General features: G+C 48.3%; 15 protein-coding genes. 11 read left to right on the top strand and 4 right to left on the bottom strand.

What is annotated here, in order from left to right; genetic code table 11:
• Nucleotides 1–19 precede the first annotated feature (19 nt).
• From prfB to BTV99_RS04340, 11 genes are all read left to right on the top strand, one after another.
• Nucleotides 20–1115, top strand: a protein-coding gene (prfB, locus tag BTV99_RS04290) for a peptide chain release factor 2 (RefSeq protein WP_143507060.1) whose coding sequence is annotated in 2 segments (ribosomal slippage) — nucleotides 20–91 and nucleotides 93–1115 — 1095 coding nt in all. Because the reading frame shifts where the segments join, the coding sequence is not laid out codon by codon here.
• Nucleotides 1116–1158: 43 nt separating this feature from the next.
• On the top strand, nucleotides 1159–1443 hold the full coding sequence (locus BTV99_RS04295; RefSeq protein WP_075101136.1) for a pyrimidine/purine nucleoside phosphorylase: 285 nt from the start codon (nucleotides 1159–1161) through the stop codon (nucleotides 1441–1443).
• A 193-nt stretch (nucleotides 1444–1636) separates the two neighbouring features.
• Complete coding sequence (locus BTV99_RS04300; protein WP_075101137.1) at nucleotides 1637–2797, top strand: DNA topoisomerase IB; 1161 nt, start codon at nucleotides 1637–1639, stop codon at nucleotides 2795–2797.
• Between the two features lie 304 nt (nucleotides 2798–3101).
• Complete coding sequence (locus BTV99_RS04305; protein ID WP_075101138.1) at nucleotides 3102–4799, top strand: AMP-binding protein; 1698 nt, start codon at nucleotides 3102–3104, stop codon at nucleotides 4797–4799.
• A gap of 180 nt (nucleotides 4800–4979) precedes the next feature.
• Nucleotides 4980–5756, top strand: a complete 777-nt coding sequence (locus tag BTV99_RS04310; RefSeq protein WP_075101139.1) for an SDR family NAD(P)-dependent oxidoreductase — start codon at nucleotides 4980–4982, stop codon at nucleotides 5754–5756.
• A 99-nt stretch (nucleotides 5757–5855) separates the two neighbouring features.
• Nucleotides 5856–6434, top strand: coding sequence for a murein L,D-transpeptidase family protein (locus tag BTV99_RS04315; protein ID WP_075101140.1), 579 nt, complete (start codon nucleotides 5856–5858; stop codon nucleotides 6432–6434).
• 263 nt (nucleotides 6435–6697) lie between these two features.
• Complete coding sequence (gene clpB / locus BTV99_RS04320; protein WP_075101141.1) at nucleotides 6698–9295, top strand: ATP-dependent chaperone ClpB; 2598 nt, start codon at nucleotides 6698–6700, stop codon at nucleotides 9293–9295.
• Nucleotides 9296–9499: 204 nt separating this feature from the next.
• Complete coding sequence (locus BTV99_RS04325) at nucleotides 9500–10768, top strand: PQQ-dependent sugar dehydrogenase (protein WP_075101142.1); 1269 nt, start codon at nucleotides 9500–9502, stop codon at nucleotides 10766–10768.
• 87 nt (nucleotides 10769–10855) lie between these two features.
• Entirely contained in the window at nucleotides 10856–12505 is a 1650-nt protein-coding gene (locus tag BTV99_RS04330; RefSeq protein WP_075101143.1) for a BCCT family transporter, read from the top strand.
• A gap of 196 nt (nucleotides 12506–12701) precedes the next feature.
• A complete protein-coding gene (locus BTV99_RS04335) occupies nucleotides 12702–14330 on the top strand; it encodes a BCCT family transporter (RefSeq protein ID WP_075101144.1) in 1629 nt (542 codons plus the stop codon).
• A gap of 263 nt (nucleotides 14331–14593) precedes the next feature.
• Nucleotides 14594–16246, top strand: coding sequence for a BCCT family transporter (locus tag BTV99_RS04340; protein WP_075101145.1), 1653 nt, complete (start codon nucleotides 14594–14596; stop codon nucleotides 16244–16246).
• Between the two features lie 190 nt (nucleotides 16247–16436).
• On the opposite strand, the gene BTV99_RS04345 is transcribed toward BTV99_RS04340, so the two are convergent.
• The 4 genes from BTV99_RS04345 to nth form a co-directional block, all read right to left on the bottom strand.
• Entirely contained in the window at nucleotides 16437–16790 is a 354-nt protein-coding gene (locus BTV99_RS04345) for a hypothetical protein (protein ID WP_241900659.1), read from the bottom strand.
• A gap of 204 nt (nucleotides 16791–16994) precedes the next feature.
• Nucleotides 16995–17291, bottom strand: coding sequence for a DUF3144 domain-containing protein (locus tag BTV99_RS04350; protein WP_075101243.1), 297 nt, complete (start codon nucleotides 17289–17291; stop codon nucleotides 16995–16997).
• 143 nt (nucleotides 17292–17434) lie between these two features.
• Complete coding sequence (gene metK / locus BTV99_RS04355) at nucleotides 17435–18601, bottom strand: methionine adenosyltransferase (protein WP_075101146.1); 1167 nt, start codon at nucleotides 18599–18601, stop codon at nucleotides 17435–17437.
• Nucleotides 18602–19093: 492 nt separating this feature from the next.
• Nucleotides 19094–19789 (bottom strand): endonuclease III, encoded by a 696-nt coding sequence (gene nth, locus BTV99_RS04360; protein WP_075101147.1) that lies wholly within the window; start codon nucleotides 19787–19789, stop codon nucleotides 19094–19096.
• Between the last annotated feature and the right edge of the window lie 46 nt (nucleotides 19790–19835).

Here is a 19835-nt window from a genome sequence, read left to right on the forward strand (position 1 = left end):
GCAAAAAACAGGACTATTTATGGAAATCAATCCGTATCAAGAAAAAATCAAAGACTTATCTGAGCGAGGACAGGACCTTCGGAGGTATCTTTGACTTCGATGGTAAGCAAGAGCGCCTAGAAGAAATTAATTTGGAATTAGAAAACCCCGAGCTATGGAACGATCCTGAGCGCGCGACCAAGATTAATAAAGAAAAAAGTCAGCTTGATGGTGTCATCGATGTGGTGATATCGCTTGAGACTACCTTGGCAGATGCCTCTGCCATGCTCGAGCTGGCAGTAGAAGCAGAGGATGAGTCACTACTGAGCGATGTGCAAGCAGAGCTCGACGATGCTGAAGAACGTGTGGCAGATTTAGAATTCCGCCGGATGTTTAGCGGCGAGATGGACCCAAACAACTGCTATTTAGACATTCAGTCGGGTAGTGGCGGCACCGAAGCACAAGACTGGGCTGAGATGCTGCTGCGGATGTATACGCGCTGGGCGGAGTCGCATGGCTTTAAGGTCGAGGTCATTGAAGTGTCGTCTGGTAGCGTCGCTGGGATTAAATCAGCGACGATCGAGATCAAAGGCGATTATGCGTTTGGCTGGCTGCGTACCGAGATTGGTGTGCATCGCCTAGTGCGTAAGTCACCATTTGATAGCAACAATGGCCGTCATACGTCGTTTGCCGCTGTTTTTGTTTCGCCTGAGATTGACGACAACGTCGAGATTGATATCAATCCAGCCGATCTGCGTATCGATACCTACCGCTCATCGGGCGCGGGTGGTCAGCACGTCAACACCACTGATTCTGCGGTGCGTATTACCCACGAGCCAACTGGCGTGGTGGTCACGTGTCAAAACGAGCGTAGCCAGCATGGCAACAAAGCCACTGCCATGAAAATGCTGCGTGCCAAGCTTTATGAGCTTGAGATGCAAAAACGTATGGAAAAACAGCAAGCGGTCGAAGACAATAAGTCTGACGTCGGCTGGGGCAGTCAAATTCGCTCGTATGTGCTCGATGACTCACGTATCAAGGACTTGCGTACTGGCGTTGAGACGTTTAATACCAGCGCGGTACTCGACGGTGATCTCGATCAATTCATTGAAGCCAGCCTTAAATCTGGACTATAAGGCTTATTAACACATTTTAAACACCATTACTTAAGGAAAAGTTATACCAAGCGTAAATAGTTATTTTGACGATAAAATCACGTCGATCGCCTTTCAGACAGCTACTCTGCCAGCGACTGTCGGCGTGATGGAAATTGGGGAGTATGAATTTGGCACCAGTGAGTTTGAGACCATGAGTGTGGTGAGCGGCGCGTTGACCGTTAAACTGCCAGAAAGTAGCGAATGGCAGACCTTTGACGCCGGTCAACAGTTTACTATTGAAGCGGATAAAAAATTTCAAGTCAAAGTTGAGGTTGAGACCGCTTATTTATGCACTTATGGTAAATAAAGCTTTTTAGATTTGTCGTCGTCATATTGACACTAGCCATAAAAAACGCTAAGTATTAAATGCTTGGCGTTTTTTTTATGGTAATTGGACGGCTATTTACACATCAATTACACTTTGCTTGTGGCAAACAAACAGCAAAAATAACCGCAATTCATTATGCTAAAGCGTCTATTTTATCAATCGAGTATTTTTTATGGCGAAGTTAGACCAGCAAACAACCCCGCAAGATGTACGCCATGATTATGAACATTTAGCACGCTTGGCAAACCTGCGTTACGTCAGCGACGATGAGCCGGGATTTACGCGCAGGCGTTGGGGTCGCGGTTTTACTTATAAAGATGCCATCGGCAACACGGTCAAATGCAAAAAACTTCGCGCGCGCTTTGAGGCGCTAGTCATCCCGCCGATGTGGTCAGAGGTGTGGATATGCCAAGATGAAAAAGGGCATTTGCAATCGACAGGCCGCGATGACAAAGCGCGCAAGCAGTACTTGTATCATCCCGAATGGAATCGCGTGCGCGATCACGCCAAGTTTGCCGCGATGATAGGGTTTGCGACCGCGTTGCCCACGCTGCGGGCGCAAGTTGAGACAGATTTAGAAGCAGCGCCGCTATCACGCGCCAATGTATTAGCCGCGGTGGTCAAGTTATTGGAAACTACCCTCATTCGTATCGGTAATAGCCGCTATGCAAAGATGAATAAAAGCTATGGCCTGAGTACGCTGCGCAGTAAGCACGTGAGCGAGACGGATAACGGTCTGGCATTTGACTTTGTCGGCAAAAGTGCCAAAGAGCACCATATCGAGCTACAAGACGAGCGCTTGATTGAGATTGTGCAAGCCTGTAGTGAGCTGCCAGGGTATCAGATTTTTAAATATTTAGATGAAAATGGTGACAAGCAAGTTGTGGATAGCAGCGATGTCAATGACTACTTGCGCCGTCATCTGTGTGCGGATACAGAGGCGCACAAACAGCCGAGCAGCGATGACTTGGAGGATCTTACATCGGGCAGATTGTACAGTGCAAAGGACTTTCGTACTTGGATGGCCAGTGTACTGGCAGCGAGCTATCTGTATGATGAGCTGCAGACCTCGGCGGGCCGGACAGTCTTAGCCAGCGCTCCTGCTAGCAAGGCGCGTCAGCAGCTGGTTACCGATATGGTGAAGAGCGTGGCCGAAGAGCTTGGCAATACGCCAGCGGTATGCCGTGCTTCTTATATTCATCCGATGCTTATCGAACGGTTTTTGGCAGGTCAGTTTTTTGAAGCATACAAAAACGCCCGACGCGGCCGTAGCAAAAAGCACCAAAGCTGTGAAGAAAAAGCGCTATTAAGCTGCCTGTGTACTTGGCAATAACCTGTGAGCTTAGCAATGAGACGCTATGTCGCATAAGCCTGCTATGGCGATGATAAGTCACATGCAATTGCGCTGAACGGTCGTGACTACATAAAGAAATAATATAAAAATGATACGCTATGTATTGAAATAATAAGTAAAATGCGTTACTAATAGCGTATAGACAATAAAAACCGCCCATAGGATAGGGCGGTTTTACAAGTGAGACAGTGGTGTTTTGATTCATGAGCATTTTTACCCATGATGTCATGCGCCGCTGTTGTCACTTGTCATCAATGACCTGCAAGTGCTAAAGGATTGGCTTATGACTACCTCATCGACCCCCACGACAACTCACACCGATACGCGCCAACACTACCGCGATTATTATCAAAACTTTAATATCAATAACTTATTGACCGAAATATATGGCGAGCATCTGGACGACCAGCGAAATGCCTACATGGCCTGCTGCGGGCGCCATGTGCGTGATGGGCGGGGTGAGCATCTCGCACTTGTACACGAAGACACAGCAGGCAACGTCACGCGCCTAAGTTTCGCTGAGCTTGATAAGGCCAGTGGTCACGTTGCCAACTTGCTCCAGTCGTATGGCGTGCAAGCTGGCGATCAAGTGGCGACCATGCTGCCGCGCACACCTGAGCTGCTGACTATTGTATTGGCGACATGGCGTATTGGTGCCGTGTATCAGCCGTTATTTACCGCTTTTGGCTATGAGTCGATCAAGTACCGTATGGATAAAGCCAATACCAAAGTGGTATTTACCAACCTTGAGAACCGCGGCAAGTTTGAGGATTTGGCTGAGCAAGCCAAAATGGTCTTGGTGGGCGGCAACGATAGCCAGCAGGACCATGGCTGGGGTGACGATCTTTATGAGGAGGTGGTAGCAGCGCAGTCATCTACAGCGGAGCCTGTGCTCTTGGAGACAGATGCGCCGTTTTTGCAGATGTTTACCTCTGGGACCGTCGGTAAATCTAAGGGCGTCAGCGTCCCTCTCAGCGCGCTCTCGGCTTTTTATCTATATATGCGTTATGCCATCGATTTGCGCGCCGATGATAATTACTGGAATATGGCCGATCCTGGCTGGGCCTATGGGTTGTATTATGCCATTACAGGGCCGTTGCTGATGGGCATCACCACCCATTTTAATGAGTCAGGATTTGATGCAGAAAACACGCGCGACTTTATGGTGCGTCATAAGATTACCAATTTGGCCTCCTCGCCCACTGCCTTTCGTATGATGAAATCCAGCGGCGTGTTTGAGCGGGCGCATGACGATAGCGATGCCGCGCTATCCCTACGCTGCGCCAACTCGGCAGGCGAGACCCTAAATACCGAGGTCGTCAACTGGGTGGAGACCTATCTAAACTGCAAAGTCTGTGATCAATATGGACAAACTGAGACGGGAATGACGTGCTGCGAGCACCATGCTTTGACCCATGAGTGTCCTGTCGGCTCAATGGGTATGGCGCTTCCAGGGCATACCCTCGTCGTGTTGGATGATGACATGAATGTCTTGCCTGATGGTGAGCAAGGCCAGCTGGCAGTGGTGGTCAGTCAGTCGCCCGCGTTTTATTTCCGTGGTTATAGCTGGAATGAAAAAGACGCCTTTGTCGGTGATTACTACCTAACAGGCGATGTGGTCGAACGTCATAGTGACGGTAGCTATTGGTTCTCAGGGCGTGATGATGACATTATCATCACCGCAGGCTACCGTGTGGGGCCGACTGATGTCGAAAACACCGTGCTGGAGCATGATGCGGTGGCAGAGTCGGCTGCCGTCGGCGTACCTGATGAAGTGCGCGGTCATACCATCAAGTCGTATGTGGTACTAAAGGACGGTATCGAAGGCTCAGATGAGCTGGCCAAAGAAATACAAGCCCTGGTACGCAAGCGTCTATCGACACACGCCTATCCGCGTGACGTTGAGTTTGTGGCAGCATTGCCCAAGACCCCAAGTGGCAAGATTCAGCGCTTTTTGCTGCGTAGTTTGTCTGCGGCATAAGCCAAGAAAAACGCGACGATATCAAGACGCGGCCATATTAAGGGCGACTGTACGTCAGTCGCCGCCTTATTAGCTATATTAGCTTAAGATGAGCACTGCATCATGCACTGTCTCAAATATTTTTCCGTACAATATAAAGACTACCATGCAAAGAATACCAGACAAATAAAAGGAAGGATTATGCAAATTGAACAACACAGCTTTTTGGTAACGGGCGGTGCATCAGGCCTTGGCGAAGCCGTGGTACGGGCGATCGTCGCTCAAGGCGGCAAGGTGGTCATCGCCGATTTAAATGAATCGGCAGGACAGGCATTGACTGATGAGCTGGGCGCAAATAGCCGTTTTGTACGCTGTGATATCACCAGCGGCGAGGAGGTGCAAGCAGCAGTAGACACGGCCGAACGAGCCTTCGGTGGTCTGCAAGGCTCTATCAACTGTGCGGGCATTGCGGTGGTACAAAAGCTGCTCGATCGTGAAAATACACCTGCCGATCTCGAGGCGTTTAGCCGCGGGGTTCATATCAATCTCGTGGGGTCTTTTAACGTCGCGCGTTTGGTAGCGGCTAGCATCGCTAAGCGCGTGGCAGCAGGCGCTGACGCGTCAAACGCAGACAACGGTATTATCATCAATACCGCCTCTATCGCCGCCTTTGATGGACAAGTTGGGCAAGCCAGCTATTCATCATCAAAAGCTGGGGTGGTCGGGCTGACCTTGCCGCTTGCACGCGAGCTGTCGCGCCACGGCATCAGAGTCATGACCATCGCGCCTGGTGTATTTGCCACACCGATGATGGATACCATTCCCGAAAAGGCGCGTGAACAGTTAGAAGCAGGTGTGCCGTATCCTAAGCGTTTGGGTGCTCCAAACGAGTTTGCCAAATTGGTCACTCATATCATTGATAACGCCTACCTAAACGGCGAAGTGATTCGCCTTGATGGCGCGATTCGCATGGTGTAATCGCGCTTTTAGCGTATTCATACTTTTTGCACATATTTGACACAAATTTTTGTTATTTTATAAAAACCCATTACTGGTGGATTATAAAAGGCAAAGACTGTGTCATTTTTTCGTTTATACCCCAAAAAAATCATCCTGCTGTCCTTGGCGATGCTTATTTTGCTCGGCGCTGGCTGGGCCGGCCTGACAGGCTACAAAGCGCTCGCTGCAGCAAATCACTCTGACAAAGGCCATCAAACTGACCTTGCAAATATCACGATTGACAAAGTCTATGTCGATAAGTCCGAGCGCGTACTCAAGCTGATGAGTCAAGGCGCAGTCATCAAAACCTATGCCATTGCGTTAGGGGATAATCCAGTCGGACATAAACAACAAGAAGGCGATGAGCGTACGCCGACTGGTGATTATACTTTGGACTATAAAAATGAGCATTCGATTGCGTATCGCTCTATTCATATCAGCTACCCGAATGCCACCGACTCTGCGCGTGCTAGAAATAAAGGGGTGAATCCAGGCAGTGATATTATGATTCACGGTCAGATGAATGGCTTTGGTCATTTGGCGTGGCTCAACCAGCAGCGTGATTGGACGAATGGCTGTATCGCGGTGACCAACGATGAGATGGATGAAATTATGGCATTAGTTGCCATCGATACACCGATCGAAATCGTGGAATAAACTCCTACTTGGCGACCATACGACCATGTGTATAACGGCTTTTTTTTAAGAAGTGATGTCTTGAAGCGCACGGTATAAAACCTTATGAATAAGGATAAGTTTATATCATTGCTATTAGTAAGGTTTTTCTGGTTTATACCTTGAAATACAAGGTACTATACCCTATATAAATATCAACTAAAGGCGAGTAGGCGAGTCTAATACTTATAACAGTCTGCTGCCATTTTGACCAATAACATATAGAAATATCAAAGGATAAATCGATGAGATTTGAGAAATTTACCCAAAAGCTGCAAACGGCCATCTCCGAGGCGCAAAGCCTGGCTCTAGGACGTGATCACACAGGCATAGACCCTGTGCATTTGCTGGCCGTATTGCTACAAGATGAGTCTAACTTATCTATCTGTCAGCAGGCCGGCGCGTCTATTCCAGCGCTAAAAAACGGCGTTGCCAAGGCGCTCGATAATCAAGCAACGATTAGCGAGCCGACAGGTGATGTCAACCTAAACCCAAACTCAGTGAAGATTTTAAACCTAGCCGATCGCCAAGCGCAGAAGGCAGGTGATGACTTTATTGCCACTGAATGGGTGATATTGGCACTTGCTGAACAAGGCGAGACCAAAAAAATCTTTGAAAATGCAGGCGTGACAGCCAGTCAGTTAAAGGCTGTGATCGAAAAGTTACGTGGAGACGAGACGGTGGACAATCAAAATGCCGAAGATCAGCGTGATGCGCTAAACAAATATACTATCAACTTAACTGAGCAGGCTGAGCTGGGTAAGCTAGACCCTGTCATTGGCCGTGACGAAGAGATTCGCCGTACCATTCAGGTGCTCTCGCGCCGCACCAAAAATAACCCCGTGCTCATCGGTGAACCGGGTGTCGGTAAGACAGCCATCGTCGAAGGCTTGGCGCAAAAAATCATAAATGGCGATGTGCCAGAAGGACTGCGCCGTAAGGAAGTGCTGTCGTTAGACTTAGGCGCGCTTATTGCGGGGGCAAAATTCCGCGGTGAGTTTGAGGAGCGTCTCAAAGGGGTGCTAAGTGACTTGGCCAAGCAAGAAGGCAACGTCATCTTATTTATTGATGAGCTGCACACCATGGTCGGCGCTGGTAAGTCAGAAGGCGCGATGGATGCAGGCAATATGTTAAAGCCTGCACTGGCGCGCGGTGAGCTACACTGCGTCGGCGCGACGACCTTGGACGAGTATCGTCAATACATCGAAAAAGATGCCGCGCTTGAGCGCCGCTTCCAAAAAGTGCTGGTCGATGAGCCAACGGTTGAAGACACCATTGCGATTTTGCGTGGTCTAAAAGAGCGTTATGAGCTGCATCACGGTGTCGATATTCAAGACAGCGCGATTATTGCGGCAGCGCGCATGAGCCATCGTTATATCACCGATCGCAAGCTGCCTGATAAAGCGATTGACTTAATTGATGAAGCAGCCAGTCGCCTGCGCATGGAGATGGACAGCAAGCCTGAAGCGCTCGGTAAGCTAGATAGCCGTCTGATTCAGCTAAAAATGCAGCGAGAAGTACTCAAAAACGAAGAAGATGCCGGCGCACAAGCAGAGCGTAAAGTGCTTGATAGCCAAATCGAGGAGCTAGAAAAAGAGTACGCCGATCTCAATGAGGTTTGGCAAGCGGAAAAAGCGCTGGTTAAAGGCTCTCAGCAGCTAAAAGACGAGCTGGACAAAGCGCGTATCGCTTATGACAAGGCCAGCCGCGAAGGCGACTACGAGACCATGAGTAAGCTGCAGTACGAGACGATTCCGCAGCTTGAGCGCCGTATTACAGAGTCTGATTTGGCCGAGCAAAAAGAGCTGGCAGGTGATAATGGCGGTGCCAAACTGCTGCGTAATAAAGTCACGGATAACGAGATCGCAGAGGTGGTGGCAGCCGCGACGGGAATTCCTGTCAGCAAAATGCTACAAGGCGAGCGTGACAAAATGCTAGCGATGGAAGACAAGCTGCATGAGCGCGTCATCGGTCAAGATGAAGCGGTCGAAGCCGTTGCCAATGCGGTGCGCCGTAGCCGAGCTGGTTTATCGGATCCGAATCGTCCCTCAGGGTCGTTCTTGTTCCTTGGACCAACGGGGGTTGGTAAAACTGAGCTGACCAAATCACTGGCCAACTTCTTGTTTGATAGTGAGGATGCCATCATCCGTATCGACATGAGTGAGTATATGGAGAAACACAGCGTCAGCCGCTTAGTGGGCGCGCCTCCAGGCTATGTCGGTTATGAAGAAGGCGGCACCTTGACCGAAGCGGTACGCCGTAAGCCTTATAGCGTGATATTGTTTGATGAGGTCGAAAAAGCGCATCCTGATGTGTTTAATATCTTGCTACAAGTGTTAGACGATGGACGTTTGACCGACTCACAAGGCCGCGTGGTCGACTTTAAAAATACAGTGATTGTGATGACCAGTAACTTAGGCTCACACAAAATCCAAGAGATGGTCGGCGAGAGCTATGAAGACATCAAGTCTGAGGTGATGGATTCGGTCGGACAGCATTTCCGCCCAGAGTTTGTCAACCGTATCGATGAGATTGTGGTATTCCATCCGCTTGGCATGTCGCAGATGGCTGGTATTGCTGACATTCAGTTGCAGCGTCTACGTCAGCGTATCCAAGAGCGTGAGATGGATATCGAGCTGTCAGCCGATGCGATGAACAAACTAGTCGCTGTCGGTTACGATCCTGTCTATGGCGCGCGTCCACTAAAACGTGCGATCCAGCAAGAGATCGAAAACCCACTGTCATTAAAGCTATTGGCTGGTGACTTTGTCGCAGGTGATATCATCAAAGTCGATGTCGGCGCAGATGATCAGCTGACATTTGATAAGCTCAGAATGAGCTAAATCAAGCGCTTGTTTTTCATTGAGTTAGTTTAGCGGTCTCTGCTAGCTAATGAAAAATCCAAAACCCCTTATCTGCCTATTTTTATATGGTCAGGTAAGGGGTTTTTTTTGTGCCAACATTATTTACCGTTTACACACCTTGATTGTGGTATAAATAATGATAAAGCACATAAAAAGACGGCAAGATTAAGGAGGTAAATCAGGATGATTATTATTAAAAAAAGAATAAAAACGCCGTGGCTACTATCGCTCGTGGTAGCGTCACTGCTGTTTAGTGCCTCTGCATGCTCCAATCCTGCAGCCGTCAATACCGATGCCGATCTGACAGAATACAAGGACGGCCAAGCCGCAGCGCGCGATTTGGCGGCCAATACCGAAAGACCTATCTTTGATACAAAAGCGCTCGCCAGCTTTAATGAGCCTTGGGCAATGACAGCACTACCAACGGCGGATAATCAGTCCCCCAAGCTCTTGGTGACCCAAAAGACCGGCGAGCTGTTTGTCGTTGATACTGCCACGGGTAGCAAGACAGCCGTAGCGGGTATACCAAAAGTAGCGTATGGCGGGCAGGGCGGTCTGGGTGACGTTGTCCTAGCGCCTGATTTTTTTACCTCTAAGCAGATATATCTCAGCTATGCTGAGGCAGGTACAGGCGGCGATAGGGGCAAGTTTGGGGCAAAAGTTATCAAAGCGGCACTAACGGGGCTGGATACTGAGACGCCAAGCTTACAAGCGCTGATGCCTATCTGGGAGCAAGCCCCAAAGGTACGCGGTCAAGGCCACTATAGCCATCGTTTGCTCTTCTCCCCTGATGGTCAGTATCTATATATCAGCTCGGGTGATCGCCAACAAAAAGCCCCCGCGCAGGACATGAGTGGCAACTTGGGAAAAATCATACGGCTACATCCAGATGGCTCTGTGCCAAAGGACAACCCGTTTACCGATGATAAGTACGAGATTGCCAAGCAGTTTTGGTCGATAGGTCATCGCAATGTCCTTGGTATGGTATTTGACGATGCAGGCAGACTTTGGGCGCATGAGATGGGGCCGCGCGGCGGTGATGAGTTTAATTTGATCAAAAAAGGTCGTAACTATGGATGGCCGGTCGTCTCAAACGGCCGCAATTATAATGGGACTGATATTCCTGATCATGATACGCGGCCTGATTTTGCTGCGCCTCACATCACTTGGACGCCTGTTATCTCACCGTCCTCAATGAGCATTTACGCATCTGGCCGTCATAACGACTTTCCTGCATGGCAAGGGCATGCGCTTATCAGTGGCTTGTCTTCACAAGCGCTGATGGTGGTGCACCTTGACAGCAACAATGGCAGTAAGAAGGCAGGTGAGCGCTATCGGTACGATATGGGGGAGCGGGTGCGTAGTGTGTTGGCCGTCGATGGGCGAGTTTGGCTGCTCGAAGACGGCAAGGATGCCAAGCTGTTACAGTTGGTCAGTCGGCAACCTCTTTAGGGTGTGTTGAGTGAAATTGTGTAATGAATTGATAAATAAAGGTTGGTTTGTTAAGGTAGGCTTCTTTAGGAGGTGAGATATTAACGGATGAATGACGTAAAAGTTGAAAGAATGGGGCCTTTCCCAAGGGTCAATAAGCCAGTCTTTATCACATCAAGTATTTTGATTGTTGGTTTTATTATATTTGGGGCGCTCTTTACAGAAGCGGCAGGCGCTCTATTTGGGTTTTTACAAAGCTTTATCACCACCAACTTCGGTTGGTTTTTTATCCTATTGATGAACGTGGCGCTGGTATTTTGCCTATATCTGATCGCGAGTCGTTATGGTGATATACGTTTGGGTAAACAGACGGAGCGTCCGCAATATAGCTTGGTCTCTTGGATAGGTATGCTGTTTTCAGCAGGTATCGGTATTGGGCTGGTTTATTGGGGCACCGCCGAGCCATTATATCATTTTATGGCACCACCGCTGGGTGAGGCTGAGACCGTGGAGGCGGCCAAGCAAGCGATGAACTTCTCGTTTTTGCATTGGGGGCTGCATGCATGGGCGATTTATACCATCGTGGCGCTATCTTTAGCGTACTTCCACTTTAGACGGGGGTTGCCGCTGTCTATACGCTCGACTCTGTATCCGATATTGGGGCAAAAAATCTATGGACGCTGGGGCCATACTGTCGATGTTTTAGCGGTGTTTGGCACGATGTTTGGGGTAGTCACTTCGCTGGGGTTGGGGGTGATGCAGATCAACTCAGGCCTCGAAAACCTATTTGGTTTTCCTAACAGTGTCGGTGTGCAGTTTGCCATTATTGCCTTTATCACGCTGCTGGCTTGTGGTTCGCTGATGTTGGGCCTTGATAAAGGTATCAAGCGCTTAAGTGATATCAATATGGGTCTGACAGGCTTGCTACTGGCGTTTATGGTGGTTTTGGGCCCGACACTATTTATCTTTGATAGCTTTTTTGAAAACGTCGGAAACTATCTGGCCGCGATGGTGCCACTGAGCTTTTGGGGCGAGGCGTATAGCAATACCGATTGGCAAAGTAGCTGGACGATTTTTTATTGGGCATGGTGGGTTAGCTGGTCGCCGTTCGTTGGGGTGTTTATCGCGCGTATTAGCCGTGGTCGTACCATTCGTGAGTTTACCCTTGGCGTGCTGCTCATTCCCATGACGATTTTGTTTTTTTGGTTTACGACCTTTGGCGGGGTGGCCATCCATATGGAGCTGCTCGCCGCCCTTGATCCCGCTTTGGTGAGTCCAGGATTGGTCGACGCGGTAAATGCAGACTTCGGCAGTGCAATTTTTAGACTGATTGAGTACTACCCACTGACCAAGCCAATTACGTTGTTGATCGTCATCATGATTGTCCTGTGGTTTGTGACTTCCTCTGACTCGGCCAGTTTTGTCATCGACATGCTGACTGCTGGCGGCGATACCAATCCGCCCAAGATTCAGCGTTTGTTTTGGGCGACGATGGAAGGTTTAATCGCGGCGATTTTGTTGGCTGCAGGTGGATTGGACGCATTACAAGCCGCTGCCATCGTTGCAGGTCTGCCATTTGCATTGGTCATCTTTGTGATGATGTATTCGTTATGGCGCGGTTTGAGCCGTGATCGCTTGATTTTGTACCGCGCGCAGCAGCAGTATATTACGGATGAGTCTATCGATCGCAATACCGCTGATGAGTTTGTCGATGAAGAGTTACTAAAGGGTCCGCCAAAGATTGTCAAAGGTGACTAGTGTTTATGTGCAGGCTAGCGCCGCGAAAAACAGTGTTAATTCACCGTGTTAAGTCACCTATTAAACAGTCATGCCGCAATAGCTCTGAGAGTTCAAGGCTATTTTTTTGTATCAAAACTTAACAATCGAGGGCGAGGTTTGATAAATGGGTAACATATTGTTAAGGTAACTCACCCTAACATATTGGATAACTAAGATGAGTGAACTCAAAATAGGTCGCTTAGGGCCTTTTCCGCGAGTAAATAAACCGGTATTTATTGCGTCTGCAATATTGATTGTGGGGTTTATTATATTCGGCGCTTTGTTTCAAGAGCTAGCAGATACGATATTTACTAGTGCACAAAGCTTTATCACCAACCGCTTTGGTTGGATGTTTATTATTCTGATGAACGTGGCCGTGGTGCTGTGTTTGTATTTAATCTTTAGCAAATACGGTGATATCCGCTTAGGTCATCAAACCGAAACCCCGCAATATAGCCTGCCATCTTGGATAGGTATGCTGTTTTCAGCGGGTATCGGTATCGGTATCATGTACTGGGGCACCGCAGAGCCTGTCTATCACTTTATGGCGCCGCCACTGGGTGAGGCTGAGACAGTAGAGGCTGCCAAACAAGCGATGAATATCTCGTTTTTGCACTATGGGATACACGCTTGGGCCATTTATGCCATCGTGGCGTTGTCATTGGCTTACTTTCACTTTCGCCGTGGTTTGCCTCTATCGATTCGCTCTAGTCTCTACCCGATATTGGGCCAAAAGATCTATGGCAAGTGGGGACATACGGTCGATACACTAGCGGTCTTTGGTACCATGTTTGGCGTGGTTACTACCTTGGGTTTTGGCGTACTTCAGATTAACTCTGGACTAGAGGGGTTGTTTGGTTTACCTAATTCTGTCACCATGCAGGTTATCTTAATTGCCTTTATCACCATGCTTGCCTGCGGCTCATTGCTAATGGGCTTGGATAAGGGTATCAAACGCCTAAGTGATACCAATATTGTTTTGACCTTTGTGTTGTTAGGGTTTGCTTTTATCATGGGGCCCACACAGTACATCATGGACAGCTTGGTCGAAAACACCGGCAACTATATACAAAACATCGTCCAGCTCAGCTTTTGGAGTGAGGCCTATAGTAAAGGTGATTGGCAGTCTTCATGGACGATATTTTACTGGGCATGGTGGATCAGCTGGTCACCATTTGTTGGGGTGTTTATCGCGCGTATCTCTCGTGGTCGTACCATTCGTGAGTTTTTGCTCGGCGTGTTATTTATTCCGATGATTATTTTGTTTTTCTGGTTCACGACCTTTGGCGGTGTCGCAGTAGACATGGAGCTGCTCGGTAACCCTGGGTTTATCGAGGTGGTACAAAACGATTATGGTAGCGCTATCTTTAAGCTGATGGAGTTTTATCCATTTACCAAAGCCACGACGATGTTGATTGTTCTGATGATTGTACTGTGGTTTGTGACATCATCAGATTCGGCCAGCTTTGTCATTGATATGCTGACTGCTGGCGGCGATACCAATCCGCCTAAGATTCAGCGTTTGTTTTGGGCCATTATGCAAGGTCTGGTAGCAGCTATTTTATTGGCAGCGGGCGGGCTTGGCGCCTTGCAAGCGGCGGCTATCGTCGCAGGGTTTCCCTTTGCTATCGTGGTATTTGTCATGTTGTATGCCATGATACGTGGGTTCAACCGTGATGAGTTGATACTGTATCGTGCCGAACAGCGCTTTATCACTGATGAGTCGATTGAGCACAATACCGCCAATGAGTTTGCGGATGAAGAGCTACTAGAAGGTCCGCCAGAAATTGTTAAGGGTGACTAAATGATCGCTTATTGAGCGAGAAGTGACTAGGGCGTGCCCGTAATACATGCTCTATATGGAATAAAAATATTTTAATACGCATTAAAGCCCCAGTCTCTTTGGAAGCTGGGGTTTTGTTTTTAGTTTTGTTAGCAAAATAGGGGCAAAAACCCCCTAGCACGGCATCATATTTTATTTATATACAAGGGCATCTTAGCAGCATTAGATTTGATAATTCATCGACGCCTTGATATGGTGACGCTCTTTTAATTTTGGAAAGATCTATGGATCATGTGAAAGTTGGCCGAGTCGGCCCTTTTCCGCGAGTAAGCAAACCTGTTTTTTTGACCTCAGTCGTTTTAATCACGCTATTTATTATTTTTGGCGCACTGTTTAATCAGCAAGCAGAAACGGTGTTTAACCAAGCAAAAGCCTTTGTGTCTTTGCGTTTTGGTTGGTTCTTTATTGTCGTGATTAATACTACCTTGTTAATGAGTGTCTATATGATACTCAGTCGATATGGTGATATTCGTTTGGGGCATCAAAATGAGGAGCCTGAATACAAACTGCTCTCGTGGATAGGCATGCTGTTTTCAGCAGGTATCGGTATCGGGCTGCTGTACTGGGGCACCGCTGAGCCGCTATATCATTATATGGCGCCGCCGCTGGGCGAAGGGGAGACAGTCGCTTCAGCTAAGCTTGCGATGAATATCTCGTTTTTACACTATGGTATTCATGTTTGGGCGCTTTATGGCATGGTGGCTCTGGCTTTGGCTTACTTTCACTATCGCCGCGGCTTGCCGCTGGCTATCCGCTCGACTCTATATCCTATATTGGGCAAAAGAATCTATGGCGGCTGGGGTCATACAGTCGATACCTTAGCCGTATTTGGTACGATGTTTGGGGTGGTGACGACCTTAGGGCTTGGGGTGCTGCAGATTAACTCTGGTCTTGAGAGTTTGTTTGGCCTTCCAAATAACACCAGTGTCCAGATTATCTTGATTGCCATCATCACTGTTTTGGCAGGGATGTCGCTGTTTTTAGGCTTGGATAAGGGCATCAAGCGTCTAAGCGATATCAATATCTTTTTGACCATTATCTTATTGAGCTTTGTGATTATCTTAGGGCCCACGCAGTTTATTTTTAATAGCTTTGTAGAAAACATCGGTAACTATGTACATCAAGTGATTCCATTGGGGTTTTGGACGGAGTCTTATGAAGGGCAAGAAAACTGGCAGGCTTCTTGGACGATTTTTTATTGGGCATGGTGGATCAGCTGGTCGCCATTTGTGGGTGTGTTTGTCGCACGTATCTCTCGTGGCCGTACCATTCGTGAGTTCACCTTAGGGGTGTTATTGATTCCGGTGGCCATATTGTTTTTGTGGTTTACCGCTTTTGGGGGTTCTGCTGTTCATATGGAGCTACTAGCGGCGGCCAGTCCTGATTTGCTCAGCCCAGGTCTTGTGGAGGCGGTCAGAGCCGATACTGGTAGTGCGATATTTAAGTTGATGGAGTCTTATCCACTGACGTCGGTGTTTAATTTACTGATTGTCGTGATGATTGTATTGTGGTTTGTCACTTCCTCTGACTCGGCCAGTTTTGTGATAGATATGCTGACCTCAGGCGGTGATACAGATCCTCCAAAAGTTCAGCGTTTGTTTTGGGCAGGTACAGAAGGGGTTATCGCTGCGGTACTGCTGGCGGCAGGGGGGTTGACCGCGCTACAAGCCGCGTCTATCGTGTCAGGCTTACCTTTTGCTGTGGTGATTTTGGTCATGATGTATTCGCTATTACGTGGATTAAGCCGAGACCATCTGATTCTCTATCGTCAACAGCAGTGGTTTCTTACCGAAGAGTCAGCCGAGCACAACTCAGCAAATGAGCTGCCTGATGAGGATTTTTTAAAAGGTCCGATTGAGCTAAAGCGAGAAGACTGATCTTCGTGCGCGACTATTTGCCTTTTAAGCATATCTTATTGTTTTACAAACACCCAGCTTAGCAAAAGCTGGGTATTTTTATGGCTGCCGTTATTAATAGCCAACAGTGAAGTGCCAGTAGTGAAGTGAGGGGCACGGTGCCTATCGGTATTTTGACAACATCGTCATAACGTCATCATAAAACCGTCGTTTATAAACACTCGCCTTTGACATAGCCTATCGCCTCAGGGGTGCTACAGGCAGAGCAAGCGTTGCCAGCGGTACGGTAGCTTATCAAGTTGCCAGTTTTACCCTTCACACAAACAGGATCGTACTGCGCGGTGCACATGGTTTTTTCAGGGTCAAAGGGTGGGCACTGCGAAAACACACCATCGGGTAGTTGATGAGAGCGGGTAGGCTGGGCTGGTGTGCTCTCAGGAATTGTTATATCAGGCAAAGAGCTACAGCTTGCTAAGGCAAGTAGTAATGGCAGGCCGAGCATATATTTGATAAGTGGCCGCTTTGCTATAAAAGCCCAAGCGTTGCTCATGAAGGGGGGCATCATTATATCTCCTTATATAAGTGCAATAACGTCCGATTGTCTTACGTGGTAGCGTTGTCTACCGTTTGTTGTCTACCGTTTATAGTAGCGTATTTATCATCAACCATCCAGCCGATAGACCTGAAAAAATATATAGGCAATAAAAAACCCAAACTGATGATCCAGTTTGGGTCTGGTACTTATGATTATGATAAAACCAAGTGATGATTATTCCGCTGGTTGGTCATCTTTATTTAGCTGCACATATTTATCGAAGTTTTGGGCATAGTCAGTGAGGTTGTCGCTGAGCATTTGACGATACTGCTTGACATAAAACTCGACGATATCGTCTTTTTCTTTGGCAAAATCTTCACCCTTCACAAAGCCAATAGACGCAACCGACGCGCTATAGCGGGCGGCGGCATATAGTAAAGAAGCGCCGACTTGGCCGGAATGAGCATTGGGGCCTAGCTGGCTGTTGGCAACCCCGATGATGGCATCAGCACGCTGATAAAACGCCTGCATTTCAGGGGTAATCTCAAGGCTTGCATCAACAGTGTTGTCTTGAGCGTTGTCTGGATTGGTATCTTGAGACATAAGCGACTCCTAATAAGTATCGGTGGTTTTAAATGGATAATATCAATATATCAATGCGACTCAGTCGGCGATTATAAGCCTGCGTCTGCTTTTAATATCTCAGCTTTATCGGTTTTTTCCCACGTAAAGGCAGTTTCTGAGCCTGGACGGCCAAAGTGACCAAAGGTGGCGGTTTGCTGATACATCGGCTGCAACAAGTTGAGCATACGAGTAATGCCATAAGGACGTAAGTCAAAGTGTGTGCGAATCAGACGAATGATCTCTTCGTTGCTGATCTTACTGGTGCCAAAGGTGTTGACGGAGATTGAGGTAGGTTCGGCGACACCGATGGCGTAGCTGACTTGTACTTCACAGCGATCAGCCAATCCTGCGGCCACGATGTTTTTGGCGACATAACGTACCGCGTAGGCCGCGCTGCGATCGACTTTTGATGGATCTTTGCCACTAAAGGCACCACCGCCGTGACGTGCCATACCACCGTAAGTATCCACGATGATTTTACGCCCCGTCAGTCCTGCATCACCGACAGGCCCACCAATCACAAACTTACCTGTGGGGTTGATGTGGTAGCGTGTGCCCGCGTGCAGTAGGTCGGCTGGTAGCACTTGCTTGATGATAGATTCCATAACGGCTTCTTGCAGATCTACTTGCGAGATGCTTGGGTCGTGCTGCGTGGACAATACCACCGCATCGATCGCCACCGGAAGATTGCCGTCATATTTTAGCGTGACTTGTGCTTTGGCGTCTGGACGCAACCAAGGCAGCTCGCCTGCGCGGCGTAGCTCGGACTGACGCTCCATCAGGCGATGAGCAAACTCAATCGGTGCTGGCATCAAGACGTCGGTCTCGTTACTGGCATAACCAAACATCAATCCTTGGTCGCCGGCACCTTGCTCTTCAGGGCTGCTGCGATCGACGCCCTGCGCGATCTCAGGCGACTGTTTACCCAGCATGTTGATGACAGCGCAGGTCTCGCCATCAAACCCTAGATCTGAATGATGATAACCAATACCATTGACCGTATCACGAACGATGCGCTCCACATCGATGTTTGCGGTGGTGGTGACTTCGCCGGCCAATATCACCGCTCCTGTCTTGACCAAGGTCTCACATGCCACACGGGCGTCTAGGTCTTGCTGTAAAATGGCATCAAGAATGGCATCTGAGATTTGATCGGCCATTTTATCTGGGTGGCCTTCGCTCACAGATTCTGAGGTAAATAAGTTGTATTCGCGCATAATTAGATCGCTTAATTGAATCGATAAAGGTAGGAAAAGCGGCACGGTTTAGCGTGGCTTTCATTCATATTGGCCGCGTGATTGCTCAGTTGGCGGATAATGGGTATTGCTAAATAATTGACAATCAATATCGGTCGTAATATTTATTAAAATCAGTTTGCCGCCGCATAGCGTTAACCATCGAGCAGTCATTATGGATAGCATAAATGATGAATAGCATAAATGGCACTGAACCGCCCAAAAACACAGGCACATAGACGTGCCACGCTTATCATCTCAACGCTTGAGCAGTCACGCCTGTGCCCTCTACTACTGACGGTCACCGTCGTTGTCATCTGTTAGCACAAAAATAAGGGTATTCTACCTTGAAACGTCGCAAAACTCTAGTGAGCGACGTTTGCTGTCACATAAGAAATGCTCAATAAAAGGTTTGGGGCGATCAAACGACAGAGTCATGGCTATTGGTATGATCCTCTGTTTCATGCCAAGGGGTTATAGCTCTACAAATTTGGCTTTGTCTTTAAACATACACTCATCATAAACCGGGCAAGCACCGCATTTTGGTGTGCGTGCTTGGCAAGTATAGCGCCCGTGTAAGATCAGATAATGATGAGCATCGACGATAAAATCTTCTGGAATACGCTCAATGAGCTTTTTTTCGACGATTAATACGGTTTTGCCCGTGGCCAGCCCTGTGCGGTTACCCACTCGAAAGATGTGAGTATCGACCGCCATTGTCGGCTGACCAAAGGCAGTGTTGAGCACCACATTGGCGGTTTTACGGCCGACCCCTGCCAGAGACTCTAAATCTTTGCGGTTATCAGGGACAGTGCTATCAAACTTTTCAATCAGGTCTTGGCAGGTCTTAATGACGTTTTTGGCTTTTGAGTTATACAGGCCGATGTTTTTGATATAAGACTTTAGCCCTTCTTCGCCAAGCGCGAGTATGGCCTCAGGCGTATTGGCCACAGGGTATAGTTGCTGGGTGGCGATATTGACGCTCACATCCGTTGCTTGTGCGGACAAAATCACGGCAATGAGTAGCTCAAAATTACTGTCGTAATTGAGCTCAGTGACGGGCTCCTTAATCGTCTCGGCCAGCTTTTCAAAAAAAGGCCGCACGTTGCGATTGGGCATACGTCTGGAGGGCGGGGTCTCAGCCGTTTTGTGTTTGACCGTTTTACTCATGGTGTTTGACTTTATTTGATATGTTGTTGTTGGGCGTGAATGATCG

Source organism: Psychrobacter sp. Rd 27.2 (assembly GCF_001921755.1).
GTDB lineage: Bacteria > Pseudomonadota > Gammaproteobacteria > Pseudomonadales > Moraxellaceae > Psychrobacter > Psychrobacter celer.

Coding starts and splice junctions, on each gene's coding strand:
- BTV99_RS04300 (WP_075101137.1), top strand. CDS start 1,637: ATGGCGAAGTTAGACCAGCAAACAACCCCGCAAGATGTACGCCATGAT.
- BTV99_RS04305 (WP_075101138.1), top strand. CDS start 3,102: ATGACTACCTCATCGACCCCCACGACAACTCACACCGATACGCGCCAA.
- BTV99_RS04310 (WP_075101139.1), top strand. CDS start 4,980: ATGCAAATTGAACAACACAGCTTTTTGGTAACGGGCGGTGCATCAGGC.
- clpB (WP_075101141.1), top strand. CDS start 6,698: ATGAGATTTGAGAAATTTACCCAAAAGCTGCAAACGGCCATCTCCGAG.
- BTV99_RS04325 (WP_075101142.1), top strand. CDS start 9,500: ATGATTATTATTAAAAAAAGAATAAAAACGCCGTGGCTACTATCGCTC.
- BTV99_RS04330 (WP_075101143.1), top strand. CDS start 10,856: ATGAATGACGTAAAAGTTGAAAGAATGGGGCCTTTCCCAAGGGTCAAT.
- BTV99_RS04335 (WP_075101144.1), top strand. CDS start 12,702: ATGAGTGAACTCAAAATAGGTCGCTTAGGGCCTTTTCCGCGAGTAAAT.
- BTV99_RS04340 (WP_075101145.1), top strand. CDS start 14,594: ATGGATCATGTGAAAGTTGGCCGAGTCGGCCCTTTTCCGCGAGTAAGC.
- BTV99_RS04345 (WP_241900659.1), bottom strand. CDS start 16,790: ATGATGCCCCCCTTCATGAGCAACGCTTGGGCTTTTATAGCAAAGCGG.
- BTV99_RS04350 (WP_075101243.1), bottom strand. CDS start 17,291: ATGCAGGCGTTTTATCAGCGTGCTGATGCCATCATCGGGGTTGCCAAC.
- metK (WP_075101146.1), bottom strand. CDS start 18,601: ATGCGCGAATACAACTTATTTACCTCAGAATCTGTGAGCGAAGGCCAC.
- nth (WP_075101147.1), bottom strand. CDS start 19,789: ATGAGTAAAACGGTCAAACACAAAACGGCTGAGACCCCGCCCTCCAGA.